Below are 19,936 nucleotides of genomic sequence, written 5' to 3'. Positions count from 1 at the left end.
CACGGCCCGCGTGCCGAACGTGCGATTCCGGCCGGGTTTCCCTACCATTCGCGCATGGATGTCTCCCCCCTGCTCGATTCCCTGAACCCGGCCCAGCGCGAGGCCGTGGCCGCCCCACCGCAACCGGTGCTGGTCCTGGCCGGTGCCGGCTCCGGCAAGACCCGCGTACTGGTGCACCGCATTGCCTGGCTGATCGGCGTGGAAGGCGTGGCCCCGCACAGCCTGCTGGCGGTTACCTTTACCAACAAGGCGGCGGCCGAGATGCGCGGGCGGATCGAGACCCTGCTGGGACATCCGGCCACAGGCCTGTGGGTTGGCACCTTCCATGGGCTGGCGCACCGGCTGCTGCGCCAGCACTGGCAGGAGGCGAGACTGCCGCAGAGTTTCCAGATCCTCGACTCCGACGATCAGCTGCGCATGGTCAAGCGCGTGCTGCGCGGCCTGGAACTGGACGAATCGCGCTGGCCACCGAAACAGGCGCAGTGGTACATCAACGCACGCAAGGACGAGGGCTCGCGCCCGGAGCACCTCCCGGATACCGGCGATCCGGTCGCGCGTCAGTGGGTGCGCGTCTACACCACCTACCAGCAGGCCTGCGAGCGCGCCGGGGTGGTGGACTTCGCCGAGCTGATGCTGCGCTCGCTGGAGCTGCTGCGCGACAACAAGGCCCTGCTGGAGCACTACCGCACCCGCTTTCGCCACGTGCTGGTCGACGAATTCCAGGACACCAACGACATCCAGTACGCGTGGCTGCGATTGCTGGCCGGCGACAGCCCGGTGTTCGCCGTCGGCGACGACGACCAGTCGATCTACGGCTGGCGCGGCGCGAAGATCGAGAACATCCAGCACTTCCAAAAGGACTACCCCGGCACCCAGGTGGTGCGTCTGGAACAGAACTATCGCTCCAGTGCCAACATCCTGAACGCCGCCAATGCCCTGATCCGGCACAACTCCGGACGTCTGGGCAAGGAGCTGTGGACCGAGGACAAGGAAGGCGAACCGGTACGGCTGTACACCGCGCTGAACGAGCAGGAAGAGGCACGCTTCATCGCCGAAACCATCGCCCGCCACGTGGACCAGGGCGGGCTGTACCGCGAGTGCGCGGTCCTCTACCGCTCCAACGCCCAGTCGCGCGTGCTGGAAGAGACCTTCATCGCCCGCCGCATGCCCTATCGCGTCTATGGCGGCCTGCGCTTCTTCGAACGCCAGGAGATCCGTGACGCCCTGGCCTACCTGCGCCTGGCCGGCAACGGCGATGACGACGCCGCCTTCCTGCGCGTGGTCAACCAACCGCCGCGCGGGATTGGCGAGAAGACCCTGGAGGGCTTGCGTCAGGCCGCACAGGCCGCCGACACCAGCCTGCTGCAGGCTGCAACTCACGCGGTGGATTCCGACGCGCTGCCAGGACGGGCTCGTACTGCCGTTGCCGGCTTCGTTCAACTCATTCGCACCCTGCAGCAGGATCTCCCGCGCCAGCCACTGGCCGACCAGGTGGAACAGGCGATCGGCCGCGCTGAGCTGCGCGAGCACTACAAGAAAGAGAAGGGCGAGCGCGGCGAGGCGCGTCTGGAGAACCTGGACGAACTGGTGGGCGCCGCGCGCGCCTTCGACATGGAGTCCACCGCCGAGAGCGAGGAAGGCGAGGGCAATCGGCTGACCGAGTTCCTCGCCCACGCCGCGCTGGAAGCCGGCGAGGGCGCGGCCGACCCGCATGAGGACGCGGTGCAAATGATGACCCTGCATTCGGCCAAGGGCCTGGAGTTCCCGTTGGTATTCCTCACCGGGATGGAAGAAGGCCTGTTCCCCAACGCCCGCTCACTGGAAGAGCCCGGGCGCCTGGAAGAGGAACGCCGCCTGGCCTACGTCGGCATGACCCGCGCGGAGAAGGAGCTGTACCTGATCCACGCCGAGACCCGGCGCCTGTACGGCCGCGAGTCCTACAACGTCGCCTCGCGCTTTATCAACGAGATCCCGGAAGGCGCCCTGGAGGTGTTGCGCCCGCAGGCCTCCCCGTATGGCGCCGGGCGCTTCGCCGCCAGCCGGCGCAAAGCCGCCGAGGGTTTCGGCACCATGGATGCGCGGGCCCACGAAGCAAGCGCTGCCGGGCTCGCAATCGGGGCCCGCGTCCACCACGCGAAATTCGGCGAAGGGCTGATCACCCAGTTCGAGGGCTCCGGCAACTCAGCCCGCGTCCAGGTGAACTTTGCCCACGCCGGCTCCAAGTGGCTGGTCCTCGGCTTCGCCAAGCTGGAAGTCCTGGGCTAGGCTTTTTTGACCACGGAGAACACAGAGGGCACGGAGAAGGTCCAGGGCGATTTACAGGAAGGTGGGGAGGCAGGAAGAAAAAGGCTGGATTGATAGGGCTGGCATTGTGAGCGCAGCGCGGCAATCTTTTGGGTAACACTGGAGGGGATCCCAGCCCGATCACCACGTCGCTTCGCTCCTCGCGATGACCTCCTCAATAGCGACAAGATGCGATGCGCTCGTCACATTCCTGCCCCTCTTCGCGGGATTTCTCCGTGTTCTCTGTGCCCTCTGTGGCGCAAACGCCCTTGACCCCCTTCGTGTCTTCGTGCGCTTCGTGGTGACACAAAAAAGCCCCGCCGAAGCGGGGCTTGTGATCATGAGCACGCGCAACGATCACTCAATCTTGATGTAGGCGAAGCCTTCCTCGTTCTGCAACTCCGCGACGCGCACCACGCCGGAAGGCACGAAGTTCACGTGATCATAGATCAGGTCTTCGTCAAGCCCGATCTGGGAGCGAGTGATCTCGCATAATTCCAGCTGCACACCATGCGTGGAGGCCAGGCTCATCAGCCGACCGCGCAGGGTCTCGCGCTCTTCCTTCAGCTCCTCGTCGGCCTCGAACGGGGTATCGGCCAGGTTGTCGTCGGTCAGGAAGCGGATGCCGTGGGCCACGAACACGATGCGCACGTCCACATCCATGAACTCGTCCTGGTAGTACGTCATCATGTTGTTGATGCTGGTCAGCATCGCGGAGAACCGACGTGGATCAGCGAAGTCCGCGTGGTAGACGACCTTGGCTTCTGGCTCGAACGCCTTGGCCTGCGGCATGAACGCCAGACTGGCAATCAGCAATGCGGTCAACAGCATGCCAACACCAATCCCGGTGGCGTGAGTGCGGGGCTGTTGCAGGGCGACGGAAAACATGGCGCGCTCCTTTTTTGGTGGCCTTTTTCTTACACAGTAGACGCTTCTGCGGGCCGACACCATCCTCAACAGTACGATCGTTCTGGTTGACCCGGCATCTGCATTTTCGGTATGCTCGCCGCCTTTTCCGGAACCTAGCGATTCAACGCGAGGGAAGTACTTTGGCAAATATTGCTTCTGCCCGTAAGCGGGCCCGTCAGGCGGTCAAGAACCGCGCCCACAACATGGCGCTGCGCTCCCGTTTCCGTTCGGCCATGAAGGCCGTGCTCAAGCCGCTGCACAAGGGCGATGCCCAGGCCGCGGCCGAGGCCTACAAGCAGGCGGTGCCGGTGATCGACAAGACCGTCAGCAAGGGCCTGGTGCACAAGAACAAGGCGGCCCGCCACAAGAGCCGCCTGAACGCCCGCATCCGCGACCTGGCCCAGGGCTAAGCCCCAGGCTTGCGGGCTGGCCCAGCCGGCCCGGTTGGCAGTGAATCGAAAAGCCGCGCCCCGGTACTGGGGCGCGGCTTTTTGCGTGGATGACTTTCAGACAAATCCCACCACGGGCGAACGCCCGATTCTTCGTTCAGTGCCCAGATCCAGCCCGTCATCGCGAGTCGCGCAACGACGCGGCGATCTGCTCGAGACTGGCTCAGCGATTGCCGCTCTGCGTTCGCAATGACGGGCACCTGAAGGGCTTCGATTACTGCAGCTGGAAGACGCGCGCCTCGCCCTCGCCACGCGGATCGGAGGCGGCCTCCAGACGGTCGGCGGAACGCTCCCACAGGATGGCGTGCATATCGCCGAACGGGCGCACCTGGGGTAACAGCTGATGGCCCCGCGAGACGAGCTGGCCGCGGAGTTCGGCATCGAAGGCCCCGGTCTCGTGTTCCACCCGGTCCGGCAGGTACTGGTGGTGATAACGCGGGGCCGCGACCACGTCACTGACGGAATCCCCCTCAATGATGCCGAGCACGCCGTGCAGCACCATGGTGATGATGCGACTGCCACCCGGGGTGCCGAGGATCGCGACGCGATCCCCAGTCTCGACGAAGGTTGGGCTCATGCTCGACAGCGGGCGCCGCTGCGGGGCGATGGCGTTCGCCTCGAACCCGACCAGGCCATAGGCATTCGGCTCGCCCGGCTTGGCCGAGAAGTCGTCCATTTCGTTGTTCAGGAGGACGCCGGTGCCGGGGACCATGTAGCCGGACCCGAACGGGTAGTTCAGCGTCAGGGTCGCCGCCACCCGGTTGCCATCGGCATCCATCACCGAGAAGTGGGTGGTCTGGCGGCTCTCGGTATCCCTGGCGTCCGGGAGGTCGGCCTGCGGCTCCACCGACAAAGGCAGAAAGCGGCTCGGCGTGGCGGCGTCAGGATGGATCGTCGCGCGCAGGCCGGCCGCATAGTCCTCCGACAGCAAACGTTCCAGCGGCATGTCGACGTGATCCGGATCGCCCAGGTACTCGGCGCGATCACGATACGCCCGACGCATCGCCTCGATGATCAGGTGCGTGCGCATGTCCGGCGCCAGGGCTTCAAGGTCGTAGAACGCGAGGATGTTCAGGATCTGGCCAATCGCGACCCCGCCGGAAGACGGCGGGGAGGCCGTGGTGATCTCGGCATCGCGATAGGCGAGACGCACGGGTTCGCGCTCGACCACCTCGTAACCCGCCAGGTCATCCAGCGTCCAGATGCCGCCGGCCTTGCGCACGCCCTCTACCAGGGTCTGTGCCAGGTCTCCCTGGTAAAAACCATCCCGCCCCCGGTCGGCCAGGAGCCGCAACGTGGCGGCCAGATCGGGCTGGCGCAGCGTGGCGCCTTCGTCCGGGAGGCTGCCATCCACCAGAAACACATCGCGGGCGGCCGCGCCGTCCCGCAGCGCCTGGTGGCGAAAGCCCGCCATCTGCAGATAGCGCCCGCTGATCAGCACTCCGTCTTCGGCGAGCTCAATCGCCGGTGCCAGACTGTCCGCCAGTGACAGCCGCCCGTAGGCCCCAGCGATGTGATCCAGCCCCGCCGGCATACCGGGGATCCCGGCCGCCAGCACGCCATCCAGCGACAGCCCGTCGATCACGTCGCCGTCCGCGTCCAGGTACATGTCGCGGTCCGCCTCGGCAGGGGCCGTTTCGCGGGCATCGACCATGATGCTGCGGCCGGAGTCCGCCTCATGCAGCAGGAAGAAACCGCCGCCACCCAGACCGGAGCCGTAGGGCTCGGCCACGCCCAGCGCGGCGGTGATGGCGACGGCGGCATCAAAGGCATTACCGCCGTCCCGCAGCACGCGCTCCCCCGCCGCCGTTGCAGCCGGGTGAGCCGTCGCCACCGCATGCTGCCCGGGCCCCGCCAGCGCCAGCGGGGCTGCCAGGGAAAACGCGACCAGAGTGGCCGCAACCAGCAGGGGACGATGCCAACGCATGGCGCGGCTTACTTGGCCGCCATCAAGGCTTCGTATTTGGCCTGCAGCTGTTCGCGGGTCTCCTTGCGATCCGGATCCAGCGGGATGCAGTCCACTGGGCAGACGTCCTGGCATTGCGGCTCGTCGAAGTGCCCTACGCACTCGGTGCACAGGTTCGGATCGATCTCGTAAATCTCGTCCCCCGGGTAGATGGCCTCGTTCGGGCACTCGGGCTCGCAGACATCGCAGTTGATGCATTCATCGGTGATCATCAGGGCCATGGGGCATTCCTCGTCGAGTCAGTGGCGAAAGCCCGGCAGGGTCAGGCTTCGTCACCGTTGTGACCAGCCAGCATCCGCGCCACGCCGGGGCTTACGAATTTTGAGACGTCCCCGCCCAAGCGGGCGATTTCCCGTACCAGACTGGAGGAGACAAAGCTGTATTCCTCCGCCGGGGTCAAGAACAAGGTTTCGACCTCTGGGGCCAGCTGCCGGTTCATCGCCGCCAGCTGGAATTCGTGCTCGAAGTCCGACACCGCACGCAGCCCACGTAGAATGACATTGGCCTGCTGCTGATGCACGAAGTGGGCGAGCAGCACGTCGAAACCCTGCACCTCCACGCCGGGGATATCACCCACCGCCTCCTTGACCAGGGCGACGCGGGTCTCCAGCGGAAAGGCCGGCCCCTTGTTGGGATTGGCCGCCACCGCGACCACCACCCGATCAAACAACCGCGCGGCCCGGCGCACGATATCGGTGTGGCCGTGGGTGATCGGATCGAAGGTACCGGGGTAAATGGCAGTTACGGACATGGACGAAAGGCCGGCCGGGGAAACCCCCATTAGACCGCAAGCACCGCGAGCAGACAAAATACGTCCCACGCCCGCTGCCCGAACCAAGGATTGCCTGATGACTGACGACTACCGCCCCCCGCTGGCCGACTACTGGGATCAACTGGAGACCCGCTACGGCGGCGGCTTCAATTTTCACCAGATCTCGCGCGACGAGCTGGCGCAGCTGGTCGAACATCTGCGGCAGGCCGTCAAGAACGACCCACAGGTCACCGACGTCGAAAAACAGAACCTGGGGCTGGTGCTGAAACACGCCGAACAGACCCTGGAAAAGCGCAAGGCCTGACCATCACTCTGGCGGCGTTTTGGAGGAACGGTCAAGACGAGCGCAGCGCGGCAATCTCGGAAGGTTCCCGGGAGATGCCGGGCGGATCGCCGCGCGACTCGCGAGCACAAAGGGTTCAATCGCCGCGCCCGTAGATCCTGACTAATCTGCACGCGCCCCGAGGGGTGCGGCACAAGGGGGCAGAGCGCGGCACTCGCTCCCGCCATCCGGCGCCTCTGCCGCAAGCCCAAGGGCGCGGGCGTAGGTACCCGGCCCCGCCAGCGCCGCCGCACAACTCGCGGCCTCCCGCGCCGGCTCGCCACACTCGCGGGCGACCAGTACATGCGCCAGGTTGTTCCAGCCTTCGTGCCGGGCGGGATCGCGCTCGACGAGCGTACGCAGGGCATCCTCCGCCGTGGACAGATCGCCCTGGGCAAACGCGACATTGGCGCGGCCCACATAGGGGATCGGTTCGTCCGGCCAGCGCTCCATCGCGGTTTCGTAGCCCGTGGCGGCGGCCCCGAGACGGCCTGTCTGCTCCAGCTCGTTGACCGCCCGCAGCCAGCGCAAAGGGGTCGCAGTGGCCGGCAGGGTATCCGGCGCCATCACCAGAAAGGCCCAGCGTTCACCCCGCGCCCAGGTGCGCTCGAAGCGCGCGAAGGAATTCACGTGGCGCTGGATGGGCCCGCTGCGCAGGAAGAGCTCCTGGTCCTCCAAGTCATAGCCTATCACCACCGCGAAGTGCCATTCCGGGATCAGGGCGACCCCGAGATTCTGGAACACCACCACCGGATTACCGGCCGCGACCTCGCGCAGGATGGTCTCCATCTGGGGCTCGATCCGGTAGGCGACCTGGTCACGTGCGCGCACCGCCGCGCGCATTTCCGCCTGCAGGCTGCCCTGGCGGGCGGGGATATAGACCTCGTCGATCAGGTCCTCCAGCTCGGCGTCGATACCGCGGGCATTCAGGGCCGTGGCCAGGGCGGCGGGGCCACACTGATAGTCGTCCTGGGGAAAGAAGGGCGTGTCCGTCAGCTCGACGCGCGTCGGCAGATCCGCCGGGCGTTCGCTCGCCAGGCCCGCGCTTTGCGGCGCCGTGGCGCACCCGCTTACCACGAGAGTGACCAGGACCAAGCCCAAAAGAAGAACGGCGAGCCCGGGGGCTCGCCGTGGTTGGATCGAGGTCATGGTCGGGCTAGCGATTCGCGCGGGCCGGACCCACGAACGAGAAGATGTCGGTCACGCCCACCGCGTCCAGGATCACGAACACCACAAACACGATGGCGACCACGCCGATAACGCTGCCAGCAGCACCGGCCGGATCGGTCTCCATGTGGGCCTCAAATCGGGCGAGCTCGTCAGGGGTCAGCCGTGCAATGCGCTGCTCCGCGCGCTCGGGATCCACGCCCATCTCGACCAGCTTGGCGCGAACCTCGGCGTCATTGAGCTGCTCCAATAGCTGGGCGCGGGTATCGTCCGCGCTGGCCTGCTGGATCATGCTCCCGGTATCCAGCATGCCGACTTCGGCGAATGCGGGCGTTGCGGGCAGCAGGGTCAGTGCCAACGCGACCAGGAAGGCCGCAGGGGCAGAGAGGACTCGACGGGACAAAACAGTGCGCATGAGAAGGCTCCTGGAACGCGGTGAGTGACCGCTCAAAGTGTAGCGCGCCAGGGCGACAAAAAAACCGGCCGCGACAACAAAATCGCGGCCGGGGTCACTCTAGTGACAGGGGCGGAACCCCGCCCCGTTTGCGCTTGGTCACAAGACTAGCTTTCGTCCGGCGGGTCGATCACATTCACTTCGTACTCCTGGACCTCGACTCCACGTGCCCAGGCCCCACCACAGACCGAGTCGTCGCGGGTCCGTTCTTTCGTTTCACCGGGGCCGAGGGTGCGCCAAACTCGAGTGGAGGTACGGACGTCGTCCTCCAGATCGCCGGGACAATTATAGGCGATCTTGGTCACCCTCACTTCCAGCCAGTCGTCGGTATTGTTGGTCGCCCGCCACTGGCCGCGCACGTTGGCACAGCCGTACTCGCGCATGCGGTATTCAAAGGTCACCTCGTCCGGCGAGCCATCCGCAGGGGCAAAATAGGCTCCCTGGGCAGCGACCTGACCGGGGGCCACGAAAGCCGCGGCCAGGACGCTGGCAGCGGTCAAGGCGAGGGTGCGATTCAGGATTCGCGATTGCATGATGTCCTCCATCCAGTAGTGGATTCTGGGCCCGTCTTGCGCGGGCTCGTCATTCGTTGGACGCAAACTGGTGGAATTCGTGCCGTTTCCGGGTATCTGACGCGGTTTTTTTGGCCGCTCCACCAAGCGGTTATGGGCCCATTCTCCCAAACCGAACTGAAACGGAAATGAACGAAACCCAGCTGAATTCAATCCTGACCTGCCCGGAATGCGGGCACCAGAAGTCGGAATCGATGCCCACCGACGCCTGCCAGTGGTTTTACGAGTGCTCGGGCTGCGGGTCGCTGCTGAAGCCGCTGCCCGGGGACTGCTGCGTGTTCTGTTCCTACGGCACCGTCCCCTGCCCGCCCATTCAACCGGACGGTGGCGGCTGTTGCAGCACCTAACGCTTTCGCTCGACGATCATTCTGTCTTGACCTCAAACGGCGGGCATTTCTTCGGCAGGAGCTCGCCCCGAATGCGCGGGTAGCAGGGGAGCCCGCGCTCGAACGGCGGCGCATCCTCGCCTTGGATTAGCGGACGCAGGTAATCACGCGCGACCTGGGTAATGCCGTAGCCATCCGGGGTGATGAACCTGCGCGGCATGCCCTGCTCGATATCCGCCACGGTCTCCAGCGGCGTAAAGCCGATACTCCAACGATAGGGGTCATCCGAGTCGCGCCGAATAATCGGCATGAAGGCATCCTCGCCGGCGACGACGCCCTCCACGGCCGCACGACCACACCCGTAGGCCTGCTCGACATCCACCTTCGAGGCGATGTGCCGCGAGGCGCGCTGGATGTAGTCCACTACCGCCCAATGCAGCTTGTGCCCAGTCTTTTCGCGGATGAGCTCGGCCAGACGCGGCGCCGCTCCGCCAAGCTGAGTGTAGGCATAGACGTCATGGTCCTGGGCCACCGAGAACAGACCGCCATCCGGGTTCTTGAGTCCTTCCGAGACCACCACCACACAGTAGCCATGGCGCTCGATGGTGCGGTTCAGGTGCTCGAGGAAGTCATCCTGGTCGAACGGAATCTCGGCAAACAGGATCAGCATCGGCGGCTGGCCGTCGAACTCCTGGGCCAGAGCCGCGGCGGCTGCCAGCCATCCGGCATGCCGACCCATCACCTCCATCACGAAGACCTTCGTGGAGCTGGTGTGCATGGACTCCACGTCCAGGCTGGCCTCACGCACGGCCGTGGCGATGAACTTGGCGGCGGAGCCGAAACCGGGGCTGGAATCGGTCACCGCCAAGTCGTTATCGATGGTCTTGGGAACACCGATCGCCTTGATCGGGAAGCCCATGCGATCCCCCATCTTGGCGATCTTCAGCGCGGTATCCATGGAACCACCGCCGCCGTTGTAGAAGAACGTACCGATGTCGTGGGCACGGAAGACCTCCACCAGGCGCTCGTATTGCTCCGGATCCTTGTCCGGATCGCCCAGATCGAAGCGGCAGGAGCCGAAGGCCCCGCCCGGCGTATGGCGCAGGGCGGCCAGGGTTAGCGGGTCTTCCTGGTCGAGATCGATAATCTCTTCGCGCAGTACGCCGAGGATCCCATCACGCGCCGCATAGATTTTGCCAAAGTGGGCCGGGTGGCCCCGCACCGCCTCAATCACGCCCCAGGCGCTGGCGTTGATGACGGCGGTTACTCCACCGGACTGGGCATATAACGCGTTCTGCGGCATGCGAACCCTCCTTTTTCAGTTTCATCCCGGATGCCCTGCAGGTTCAATGCCAGGCGGACGAATGCGGCGGATCGGCCTCTCCGGGTGCTTTTGCTACACTATGCCGCCTTTGACACCCGACGCGCCGGGGCTGCTCGCCCCGTCAAGGTGCCTGTGCACCCCAAGCGCGCGGCGTCGCCCTCATTCACAACAGCATCAGGATTGCATCATGCATATCGGTACCACTCTGACCAACTGCATCATCGAAACCCAGCGCGGCATCCAGGGCGCGACCGGCGAATTTACCGGTCTGCTGAACGATATCTCCGTGGCCTGCAAGAAGATCTCCAACCTCGTCGACAAGGGCGACCTGGTCGGCGTTCTCGGCTCCGCCGGCTCCGAGAACGTGCAGGGCGAGACGCAGAAGAAGCTCGACATCATCACCAACGAGGTGTTCATCGAGAGCCTGAGCCACAACGGCCATGCCGCCGGCCTCGCCTCCGAAGAGATGGACGAGATCTGCGAGATGCCTGCCAACGAGCCGCGCGGCCACTACCTGGTCCTGTTCGACCCGCTGGACGGTTCCTCGAACATCGATGTGAACGTCTCCGTCGGCACGATCTTCTCCATCCTGAAGGCCCCGGAAGGCGTGACCGATCCCAAGACCGAGGACTTCCTGCAGCCGGGCACGAAGCAGGTCGCCGCCGGCTACTGCCTGTACGGCCCGTCCACCATGATGGTGATGACCACCGGCCAGGGCGTGAAGATGTTCACCCTGGACAAGGACTTCGGTGAGTTCCTGCTGACCAAGGACAGCGTGCAGATCCCGGAAGACACCCAGGAATTCGCGATCAACATGTCCAACAGCCGCTTCTGGGAGGCCCCGGTCAAGCGCTACATCGACGAATGCCTGGCCGGCAAGGAAGGCACCCGCGGCAAGGACTTCAACATGCGTTGGGTCGCCTCCATGGTGGCCGAAGTGCACCGCATCCTGTCGCGCGGCGGCGTGTTCCTGTATCCAATGGACACCAAGATGCAGGCCAAGGGCACGGCCGGCAAGCTGCGTCTGATGTACGAGGCCAACCCGATGAGCTTCATCATTGAGCAGGCCGGCGGCGCCGCCACCACCGGCCGCGAGCGCATTATGGACATCAGCCCCGAGGGCATCCACCAGCGCGTGCCGGTGGTCCTGGGCGCGAAGAACGAAGTGGAGCGCATTACCGGCTACCACAACGAGGGCTGATCCAGCGCCCTCTGCAGTCTCCGGCCCGGCCCCGCAAGGCGCCGGGCCTTTTTAATGGTGACGGGCTCGCACCGCTCACCCTCAGCGAAAGAATCCAATGACCGAGCCCCATGAGCCACAACCAAGCTCCGCCGAACGGCCCCCGGCGCCGACACGCGGCGAAGCCTTTCGCTACTGGCTGAAACTGGGGTTTATCAGCTTCGGGGGCGCGGCCGGACAGATCGGCATGATGCACGACGAGGTCGTGGAGCGCCGCCGCTGGGTCTCGGAGAAGCGTTTCCTGCACGCGCTCAACTACGCAATGGTGCTGCCCGGACCGGAGGCCCAACAACTCGCCACCTATCTCGGCTGGCTGCTGCACGGCGCCTTTGGCGGGCTGATGGCAGGCTTACTGTTCATCCTGCCGTCGCTGCTCCTGATCACCGGGCTGTCCTGGGTCTATCTGGCCTTTGGCGATGTACCGGCGGTGGAGGCCGTGTTCTATGGCATCAAGCCGGCGGTGGTCGCGATCATCGTGTACGCCGGCTGGCGCATCGGCGGACGGGTACTCAACAATGGCCTGCTGTGGTTGATGGCGATCGCGGCCTTCCTGGCCATCTTCGCGCTCAATATCCCGTTCCCGTACATCATCATCGCGGCCGGCATCCTCGGCTGGCTGGGCAGCCGTGTGTGGCCGGAGCGCTTTCGTGGCGGCGAATCCCACGGTGACGGCGCCCACGAGACCCGCGGCCCGACGGTGGTGGACGACGACACGCCGCCCGCCCCCTGGATGCAGTTTCGCTGGCTGCGAGTCGTACGATTTCTGGTGGTGGGCCTGGGCCTGTGGGCCGCCGTATTCGGCGCGTTGCTCGCGGTGTTCGGCTGGGACGGCACGCTGACCCGCATGGGCCAGTTTTTTACCCAGACCGCGCTGGTCACCTTTGGCGGCGCGTACGCGGTGCTGCCCTATGTGTATCAGGGTGGGGTGGAGACCTATGGCTGGCTGAGCCCGACCCAGATGATCGACGGGCTGGCGCTGGGCGAGTCCACGCCGGGGCCTCTGATCATGGTCGTCACGTTCGTCGGCTTCATCGGCGGCTGGACACAGGCCTTTCTCGGCCCGGATCAGGTATTCCTGGCCGCGCTGCTCGGGGCGCTGGTCGCGACGTTCTTCACCTTCCTGCCGTCGTTCCTGTTCATCCTGATCGGCGCGCCGCTGGTCGAACGGACCCGGGGCGATCTGCACTTCACCGGCCCATTGACCGGGATTACCGCAGCCGTCGTCGGCGTGATTGTGAACCTGGCCGTGTTCTTCACCTGGCACGTCCTCTGGCCCGCCGGCTTTGACGGTGCCTTCGAGTGGTTTTCCGCCCTGCTGGGGATTGCCGCATTTATTGCCCTGGCCCGTTTCCGGGTCGGCATCATCCCACTAATTCTTGTATGCGCCGCCCTCGGCGCTGGATATCAGCTCTTGCTGTAGGGCTTAGTACAGGGCGGGGAGGCACGAGAGCGGCTCGTCATCGAAGACACGTTGTGGCAACCCACAGGCCGGGACCCGCGGCTTGGAGATCACCACGTCGCTGCGCTTCTCGTGATGACGAGTTGCTACACGATCCGGCCGTCGAGCATCGCGCCCGCCGTCGGGTCTTCAAGCATGGCATGCAGATTGTCGGTGGTCTGTTGCGCGATGCTGCTCAGGGCCTCGCGAGTCAAAAAGGCCTGGTGGCCGGTGACCAGCACATCGTCGCGCTGCATTAGGCGCGCCAGACGTTCATCCGGCAGCCCATCCGCCGACCAGTCGTAGAAGAACAGACCCGCCTCGTCCTCGTAGACATCGAGCCCCAACCCACCTAACTGGCCTGAGATCAGCGCCGCCTCGGCAGCGTCGGTATCCAACAACTTCCCGCGACCGGCATTGATCAGGATGGCCCCCCGTGGCAGGCGGGCGATGCGTTCCGCGTCCATCAGGTAGCGGGTCTCGGGCGTCAACGGGCAGTGCAGACTCACTACCTGAGAGACTGCCAGCAGATCCTCCAGCTCGCGGTATTCGACCCCCGCCGCCTGCAATTCGGCATTGGGATACGGGTCGTACGCGAGCACACGCGACCCGATCCCCTGCATAGCCCGGGCGAAGGCGGCGCCGATGTTGCCGGTCCCAATCACCCCGACCGTGCACTGCGCCAGATCAAAGCCCACCAGTCCCGTCAGGCCGAAATTGCCCTGCCGGACGCGCGCCCAGGCCTGCGGGATATGGCGGTTGAGCGCCAGCAGCAACGCCAGCGCATGTTCGGCAACCGCATTCGGGGAGTAGGCAGGCACCCGCGCGCACTGCATGCCTAGGCTTCGGGCATGCTCACGATCCAGGTTGTCGCAACCGGCGCAACGCAGGGCGATCGCACGGATTCCATACTCCGAAAGGCGATCCAGCACCGACGCACCGAGATCATCATTGACGAACGCACATACCGCCCCCGCGCCCTCGGCCTGGGCCACACTTTCCATATCGAGCTTGTCCTCGATGAACCGGGCCTCGAAACCCGCCTCCTGAAAGGCCGGAGCCAAAAATTCTCGGTCATGGGCCTGCGTACTGAATACGGCAACTTGCATCAACGTGGACTCCAAAGATCGGCGGGCATCACCATCTTGGCTTGAGACATCCCTTGGGCCAAGCCTGCGGAGGGAACAAACATTGATTGCGGTCGCCCTCGCCTAACGTTTCGAGAAGACGAACCCTGATGCCCAAGGGGGTGACGCAATCCGCCCAAACGTTACGAGATATTGACCGTCTTCACGATCTCATCCCACAGGGCGCGGTACGCCTGCGTAGCGGGATCGTTCCCGGCAAACACGGGTAATGGGAGTCCCTTTTCACCCATTCGCTCCACGCTGGCGGCGTACGGAACCTCCGTCTTAAGCAATCGTTTCAGTAACGGGGGCGGCCGTTCGCGGAGATTGCGATGCAGGTTGCGACGTCGGTCCACCATCGAAAAGAACGGATACAACTGCTTGTGCCCAAGCCCCTTTTCCTTAACGAAATCGCGCGTCTGCTCGAACGTCCGCAACGAGAGCGGGGACGGGACCAGGGGCAACAGGATGGCGTCGCTGGCCACAAAGACCTGCTCGGCCAGATCCGAAAGGCTGGGCGGACAGTCCAGGACGACCAGAGCATAGTCCTCCCCGAACGGTGCGATCAGCTTCGACAGGGCATCGGCCCCATCGGCATGCTGCCGGATCAGCAGATCAAGATGACGGTAGGCCAGATCGGAGGGGATCAGGTCCAGCTTCTCGTAGGCGGTGGACGTGACGAGCCGGCCGACCGGGAGCTTTCCCGAGAGGAGCTTCTTGAGCCTCCCGTTTCCGGATTGCCCGGGTGCCAGATACCAGCCACCGGCGCCCTGAGGGTCCAGATCCCAGAACAGGGTGCGCAACCCGGATGCCGCCGCCAGCCAGGCGCAGTTGACGGCCGCGGAGGTCTTTCCGACCCCACCTTTCAGGTTGTAGAACGCGATGGTCTTCATCAGCCCGCTGTGCATGCCCCCACGCTCCAAGACAAGCGAGGGAAGCTACCACACGGCGGCGGCTGCCTGTCACCGTGGGCCGCGCTTTCCTAGAGAAACACCTTGGTCAACTCAACGTAGCTAGGCGTCGCCATAGAGATGTCACTCAGGAGGGCGATCACCATGGCTCGTATCCGAGCGGCTTATGGCCACCGGTCGGCGCATTTGCAGCCAGCGCCCATTACGCCTCCGAGTCCCGTTCTGAATCCTTGACCAACGCCGGCGGCGTGGCGCGCGAGAAGACGCTAAGCGCGGTGACCGTGACCAGAATCAGGGCCATGCCGAGGACCTGCACGAGAGCCAGGCTTTCATGCAGCACGACGACGCCGAACAGCGTGGCAGTGACCGGCTCAATCATCGCGACGATAGAGGCCACAGCAGGCGCGGTGTACTTGAGGCCGTTGATGTAGAGCGCAAACGACAGGCCCGCCCCGAACACACCAAGCGCTGCAAATAACGGCCAGTCCGTGGTGGTGAGTACCGCCACCATCTGGGTATTGTCGCCCGGCAGCATCAGCAGAATGACAAGCACTCCGAATGCGATCGAAAGGATCGCCTGCGGACTGCCATGCGAACCGGCATATTTGAAGCCGAATATGAACAGCGCGTAAGACACGCCGGCCAGGATGCCCGCACCAGCACCAATGAGTGTGACGCCGCCCGCGCCCGTGTCGTAGATCTGGGTAAGCATCACGATGCCGACCATGACCACCGCGATCGCGACCAACTTGAGTGTGGTGGGCGTTTCCAGTTTCAGGGCGAAGGAGACGATGTAGACAAATACGGGCGCGGTGTACATCAGCGTGGCCGCAACCGCTACGCTTCCATTCGCGATACTTACGAAATAGAACGCAAAGTTACCCGCCACGCCAAGGCCGGCGACGGCCGACCAGAACCACAACCTTGGATTCCCGAGCCCGCTACCACCCGGCCGCCAGGCGAGCCACGCGAGCACAAACAAAAGGCCAATCGCACCCCGATAGAACGAGACCACAAAGGCATCCCAGCCTTCGGCCATCAAGATACCGCCGATCCCACCCGACAAGCCCCAGAAGAGCGCGGCGAGCACCACGAATCCTACACCCAACCCCATCAGTGGCTCCCTTTGTTGTCGTATTCAGCGTGGTGCGATTGAGGTCGGTACGGGCATGCTGAGTAGCGCGCCGCACCGCGGTTTATGCGGCATTCATCATACAGAGCGATCATCGGCCGTTAAAAAAGGGCGCGAACCCAAGGGGCAACGGGATGAATCTTTCCCAATGTTGCGCATTTTTTGGCACGGCGGCGGTCGGAGCTTGTATGAGCAGATGAGCCTCTAGGCTCATCCCGTCCGCCAACAGGGTTCCCTATGTACGAACGCTCCCCTCCCATTGTCTGGTCGACCGCCATATTCTTTGTACTGACCAACCTGGCCGCGATCACGCTGGTGCCCTGGTGGGGTCTCACCCAGGGCTTTAGCAGTGCTGCTTGGCTGTTCTTCGGGCTTTTCATGGTGCTGAGTGGACTGGGCATCACAGTCGGATATCACCGGCTCTGGGCGCATCGCAGCTTCAAGGCACGGGGGCCTTTGCGCGTGATCCTGGCGCTTTGCGGAGCCATGGCGCTCCAGAACAGCATCTACAACTGGAGCGCCCGCCACCGCGTCCATCATCGCTATGTAGATGATGTAAAGCGCGACCCGCACTCTATCAAGCGCAGCTTCTGGCACGCCCACATGGGCTGGATGCTACGCAACTGGCCCACCAGCGAGGCCGACTATTCACGGGTGAAGGACCTGACAAAGGACCCGGTGGTGATGTGGCAACACCGCCATTACTGGACCCTGGTGTGGTCACTGAACCTGGGCCTGCCGCTACTTCTCGGACTAATACTCGGGGATGTGGTCGGCATGCTGTTGCTGGCAGGTGTTCTTCGCCTCGCCCTCAGCCACCACTTCACCTTCTTTATTAACTCCCTGGCGCACTGGTGGGGCCTGCGTCCCTACAGTGACGAAAACACCGCGGTAGACAACGGCCTGGTCGCATTGCTGACCTGGGGCGAGGGGTACCACAACTTTCACCACGCCTTTCAGGCGGACTACCGCAACGGGGCCCGCTGGTGGCAGTACGACCCGTCGAAGTGGCTGATCAACCTGTGCGCCTGGCTGGGGCTGGTGCATGACCGGCGCTGGACGCCGCACTTCAAGATCCTGCGGGCACGCCTCCACACCGAGTTCCGCCGCCTGCTAACTGCGGGCGAGGCCGAGCAGATGCACGAGACCTGGCGCTCGACCGTCGAAAGGGAATATCAGCGCTTTCGCGACACCGTGACCCAATGGCAGGAGGTGCAGGCGCGCAAAATGCGGGCCGGGCGCGAGGCCGTGAACGATCGCTGGGTGCGCACCGAACTGCGTACCCAGTTCAAGGAGCTGGAATACCGCCTCAAGATGCAACGCCGCCGCCTGCGCGCGCTGGCGGCCTCGTGCCACACGCCAGCGTAATAGTCCGATCCGGCGCGCGTGGACTGTAACGTCCAAACGCCTCTAGGAGCGATCACTTTCCAGCTTGGCGGCGACGCGGTCGGCGACCTTGCCGCGGACGACGACTTCGTCCGCGCCGGACTGTCGCGCAGCCTTAAGCATCTCACCCTCCACGTGTGGGCCGAAGGCAAGAATCCTGGCTTCCGGATAACGCTGGCGCCAGTCAGCGATAGCCTCAACACCTCGGGTGCCCAGGTCGACGACGACCAGGTCTGGATGGCCGGGCATCTGGCTACTGGTGACGTTGGCGCCGGCCGAACGCCAGCGGGACTCGAGCCGAACACGGGTCATCAGGTCGGGTGTGTCCAGGTGGATTTGCATGACTTATCCGGCGCAGGCTGATGTGGGTGAGGTGGGCAGCATGGCGGGCTTGCTCATCAAACATCGGGGGGTCTCATGCGCTCGGCCAATCGCCGATCACGTGAGTAATGTTTGCGTTCCATCCAATAAGCATGCGCAGGACTCGTTTACAGGGTCAAAGAACCCGCCTTCTCGCGCGGACTGTATTACCGCACGCCATCGTTGTCCGTGGGATGGTCGGGGATCCAATAGCGTTGTTCGTAATCGCGATCACGGTCCCGGACGGGCACGGGTATGAAGCCCATGGCCTCGAAGAAGCCGGCGGCCGAGCCTTGGGCCTTGACCAGCACGCCGGCTACACCCACCTCGCGCGCGGCGGCCCGACAGGTATCGACAAGCTGGCTGCCGATACCCATTCGGCGTGCCGCGCGGGCCACGTACAACCCGTGCAAGAGGAGACCGCCCGATACGCCGCCGGGCAGTTCGCGGGGGCCCGCATGCTCCCAGGCGGCAACGCCCAACACCTGACCGGCCGATTCCACGACGCGCACCTCAAGGAACATGAGATCCGCCTCGGTATAGCGGTAGGCCGGCAACGCCAGCCGCCGGACGCGTTCCGGCAGCGGCCAGTCCTCGATGGCCTCCGCTACCAGGGTATTGATCGGGTCAAGATCGTCGGGTCGGGCGGCTCGGAGGGCAACAGTCTCGGGCATGGCGTAGCTCGTGGTCGGCACGGTTCCTGCTCGGACCCGGGTACCGGTGCAAAGTGCCCCGAGACATGCGGTTCGACCGCGTCACGACAGCGACATCCCCAATCGGGGATAATCGCGCCGCACCGAAAGGAGACGACACCGCACCATGACGGAACTGAAAAAAGCGATCGAACACCAGCGCGCCTACCTGGAAGACAAGCTACACGACACCCTTACGGTGATCGCCAACCGCCTGAGTTCAGCCTGGCCGCGCCGCGAAGACCTCGACTCGATCCTTGAGGAGGCGATTGGCCAGATCCCGGAGGCCACATTCGTCTATGCATTGAATACCAAGGGCATCCAGCTCTCCGACAATATCTCGCGCAGCGGGGTGCTGCCGGAGCATTTCGGTCGCGACCGGTCGCAACGCCCCTATATGAAGGAAGTGGTGCCCGCCGACGGCTTTTTGCTGTCGGACGCCTACATCAGCCTGCTCGGACGGCGACCCTCGCTGACCGCGCTGCAACTGGTGCGCGACGACGAGGGTAATGCCCTGGGTTTTCTGGGCGCCGACTTCGACCTGCGCAACCTGCCGGATTTCTCCGAAAACCTGTACGAGGAACCCAACGAGTGGCGCCAGATCAAGGGCGATCCGTCCATCCGCGGCACGCTGTTCCTGCAAAGCCGTACGGAAAGCCTGATGGACCAGAACATGGATACCGCCCTGGCCATCATCGAGGAGCTATTCACCGAGCGCGGCGTATTTCAGGGCGTGTTCCACTTCTCCAGTTCGCGCGCCACGCTGTGGACGACCGAGGACCCGTACCGCTACCGCATCCTTACCCACGAGTCTCTGGGAGACCCGGACGTCTGCCTGGCCTTCCCGCATGAGCCCTATCCCGAAGAGGCCCTGATCCCGAAGGACAAGGTTGGTCCCGTGCTGGAGGGACTGAAGACGCTGCGCTACGCGGATGAGACCGTTTACCTACGCTCCGCCTCCATCAACCTGTTCAACGGCATGGTCAGCCTGACCTTCTCCTGTGACGGCTCCCACTACATGACCTGGGACGAGTTCCTCGGCCGCTCCATCGAGTTCTGGATCGGCGCCACGGGCTGACCCGCAAAGATGAACTGACAGCGCAGGC

21 protein-coding genes are annotated in these 19,936 nt (G+C 64.4%); 8 read left to right on the top strand and 13 right to left on the bottom strand.

The genetic code is table 11. The features are described 5' to 3' along the window. Window positions 1–54: 54 nt before the first annotated feature. Window positions 55–2,265 carry a DNA helicase II gene (uvrD, locus tag F462_RS06245; protein WP_038052492.1) on the top strand — a complete coding sequence of 737 codons (2,211 nt, stop codon included), beginning with the start codon at window positions 55–57 and terminating at the stop codon, window positions 2,263–2,265. Window positions 2,266–2,640: 375 nt separating this feature from the next. Here the strand turns inward: uvrD and F462_RS06240 are convergent, their stop codons facing one another. Beyond that, on the bottom strand, window positions 2,641–3,114 hold the full coding sequence (locus F462_RS06240; RefSeq protein ID WP_369772031.1) for a DsrE family protein: 474 nt from the start codon (window positions 3,112–3,114) through the stop codon (window positions 2,641–2,643). A gap of 218 nt (window positions 3,115–3,332) precedes the next feature. On the opposite strand from F462_RS06240, the gene rpsT reads away from it, so the two are divergent. After that, the gene (gene rpsT / locus F462_RS06235) at window positions 3,333–3,602 is read left to right on the top strand and encodes a 30S ribosomal protein S20 (RefSeq protein ID WP_018141172.1); all 270 of its coding nucleotides are present in this window, start codon (window positions 3,333–3,335) and stop codon (window positions 3,600–3,602) included. Between the two features lie 253 nt (window positions 3,603–3,855). On the opposite strand, the gene ggt is transcribed toward rpsT, so the two are convergent. Genes ggt through coaD form a run of 3 tightly spaced genes read right to left on the bottom strand, consistent with a single transcriptional unit; the run spans window position 3,856 to window position 6,358 of the window. Beyond that, complete coding sequence (gene ggt, locus F462_RS06230) at window positions 3,856–5,568, bottom strand: gamma-glutamyltransferase (RefSeq protein ID WP_038052486.1); 1,713 nt, start codon at window positions 5,566–5,568, stop codon at window positions 3,856–3,858. An 8-nt stretch (window positions 5,569–5,576) separates the two neighbouring features. After that, window positions 5,577–5,828 (bottom strand): YfhL family 4Fe-4S dicluster ferredoxin, encoded by a 252-nt coding sequence (locus tag F462_RS06225; RefSeq protein WP_018141170.1) that lies wholly within the window; start codon window positions 5,826–5,828, stop codon window positions 5,577–5,579. 41 nt (window positions 5,829–5,869) lie between these two features. Then, window positions 5,870–6,358 (bottom strand): pantetheine-phosphate adenylyltransferase, encoded by a 489-nt coding sequence (gene coaD, locus F462_RS06220; protein ID WP_018141169.1) that lies wholly within the window; start codon window positions 6,356–6,358, stop codon window positions 5,870–5,872. Window positions 6,359–6,455: 97 nt separating this feature from the next. Here coaD and F462_RS06215 point away from each other — a divergent pair, with 97 nt between their 5' ends. Continuing rightward, complete coding sequence (locus F462_RS06215) at window positions 6,456–6,683, top strand: hypothetical protein (RefSeq protein ID WP_018141168.1); 228 nt, start codon at window positions 6,456–6,458, stop codon at window positions 6,681–6,683. Between the two features lie 141 nt (window positions 6,684–6,824). Here F462_RS06215 and F462_RS06210 read toward each other — a convergent pair whose 3' ends face one another. From F462_RS06210 to F462_RS06200, 3 genes are all read right to left on the bottom strand, one after another. Continuing rightward, window positions 6,825–7,850 carry a PA2778 family cysteine peptidase gene (locus tag F462_RS06210; RefSeq protein WP_244270852.1) on the bottom strand — a complete coding sequence of 342 codons (1,026 nt, stop codon included), beginning with the start codon at window positions 7,848–7,850 and terminating at the stop codon, window positions 6,825–6,827. A gap of 7 nt (window positions 7,851–7,857) precedes the next feature. Further along, complete coding sequence (locus F462_RS06205) at window positions 7,858–8,283, bottom strand: PA2779 family protein (protein WP_038052481.1); 426 nt, start codon at window positions 8,281–8,283, stop codon at window positions 7,858–7,860. A gap of 146 nt (window positions 8,284–8,429) precedes the next feature. Further along, window positions 8,430–8,867, bottom strand: coding sequence for a hypothetical protein (locus F462_RS06200; RefSeq protein ID WP_038052479.1), 438 nt, complete (start codon window positions 8,865–8,867; stop codon window positions 8,430–8,432). Window positions 8,868–9,022: 155 nt separating this feature from the next. Here F462_RS06200 and F462_RS06195 point away from each other — a divergent pair, with 155 nt between their 5' ends. Then, a complete protein-coding gene (locus tag F462_RS06195) occupies window positions 9,023–9,241 on the top strand; it encodes a GDCCVxC domain-containing (seleno)protein (RefSeq protein ID WP_038052477.1) in 219 nt (72 codons plus the stop codon). A 16-nt stretch (window positions 9,242–9,257) separates the two neighbouring features. Here F462_RS06195 and F462_RS06190 read toward each other — a convergent pair whose 3' ends face one another. Continuing rightward, window positions 9,258–10,523 carry a 6-phosphofructokinase gene (locus F462_RS06190; protein WP_038052475.1) on the bottom strand — a complete coding sequence of 422 codons (1,266 nt, stop codon included), beginning with the start codon at window positions 10,521–10,523 and terminating at the stop codon, window positions 9,258–9,260. Window positions 10,524–10,731: 208 nt separating this feature from the next. Here F462_RS06190 and F462_RS06185 point away from each other — a divergent pair, with 208 nt between their 5' ends. Then, window positions 10,732–11,745, top strand: coding sequence for a class 1 fructose-bisphosphatase (locus F462_RS06185; RefSeq protein ID WP_038052473.1), 1,014 nt, complete (start codon window positions 10,732–10,734; stop codon window positions 11,743–11,745). 97 nt (window positions 11,746–11,842) lie between these two features. Further along, window positions 11,843–13,204, top strand: coding sequence for a chromate efflux transporter (gene chrA, locus F462_RS06180; protein ID WP_038052470.1), 1,362 nt, complete (start codon window positions 11,843–11,845; stop codon window positions 13,202–13,204). 125 nt (window positions 13,205–13,329) lie between these two features. Here the strand turns inward: chrA and F462_RS06175 are convergent, their stop codons facing one another. The 3 genes from F462_RS06175 to F462_RS06165 all read right to left on the bottom strand — a co-directional run bounded on the left by F462_RS06175 (window position 13,330) and on the right by F462_RS06165 (window position 16,374). Further along, window positions 13,330–14,331, bottom strand: coding sequence for a 2-hydroxyacid dehydrogenase (locus F462_RS06175; protein WP_038052468.1), 1,002 nt, complete (start codon window positions 14,329–14,331; stop codon window positions 13,330–13,332). 161 nt (window positions 14,332–14,492) lie between these two features. Beyond that, window positions 14,493–15,257, bottom strand: a complete 765-nt coding sequence (locus F462_RS06170; RefSeq protein WP_244270851.1) for a ParA family protein — start codon at window positions 15,255–15,257, stop codon at window positions 14,493–14,495. Window positions 15,258–15,462: 205 nt separating this feature from the next. Further along, entirely contained in the window at window positions 15,463–16,374 is a 912-nt protein-coding gene (locus F462_RS06165) for a DMT family transporter (RefSeq protein WP_038052463.1), read from the bottom strand. Between the two features lie 255 nt (window positions 16,375–16,629). Here F462_RS06165 and F462_RS06160 point away from each other — a divergent pair, with 255 nt between their 5' ends. Next, window positions 16,630–17,760, top strand: a complete 1,131-nt coding sequence (locus tag F462_RS06160) for an acyl-CoA desaturase (protein ID WP_038052461.1) — start codon at window positions 16,630–16,632, stop codon at window positions 17,758–17,760. Window positions 17,761–17,802: 42 nt separating this feature from the next. Here the strand turns inward: F462_RS06160 and F462_RS06155 are convergent, their stop codons facing one another. Both F462_RS06155 and F462_RS06150 read right to left on the bottom strand, forming a co-directional pair. Then, window positions 17,803–18,120, bottom strand: coding sequence for a response regulator (locus F462_RS06155; protein ID WP_038052459.1), 318 nt, complete (start codon window positions 18,118–18,120; stop codon window positions 17,803–17,805). 185 nt (window positions 18,121–18,305) lie between these two features. Continuing rightward, window positions 18,306–18,812 (bottom strand): GNAT family N-acetyltransferase, encoded by a 507-nt coding sequence (locus F462_RS06150; protein ID WP_038052457.1) that lies wholly within the window; start codon window positions 18,810–18,812, stop codon window positions 18,306–18,308. 145 nt (window positions 18,813–18,957) lie between these two features. Between F462_RS06150 and F462_RS06145 the strand changes: the two genes are divergently transcribed. Continuing rightward, on the top strand, window positions 18,958–19,908 hold the full coding sequence (locus tag F462_RS06145) for a PDC sensor domain-containing protein (RefSeq protein WP_018141144.1): 951 nt from the start codon (window positions 18,958–18,960) through the stop codon (window positions 19,906–19,908). The last annotated feature ends 28 nt before the right edge of the window (window positions 19,909–19,936 follow it).

It is taken from the genome of Thioalkalivibrio sp. ALJ1, assembly GCF_000745395.1.
In the GTDB taxonomy this organism is placed as follows: Bacteria; Pseudomonadota; Gammaproteobacteria; order Ectothiorhodospirales; family Ectothiorhodospiraceae; genus Thioalkalivibrio.
The sequence above is the reverse complement of the archived record's forward strand: the minus strand, read 5'-3'. Positions and strand labels throughout refer to the sequence as shown.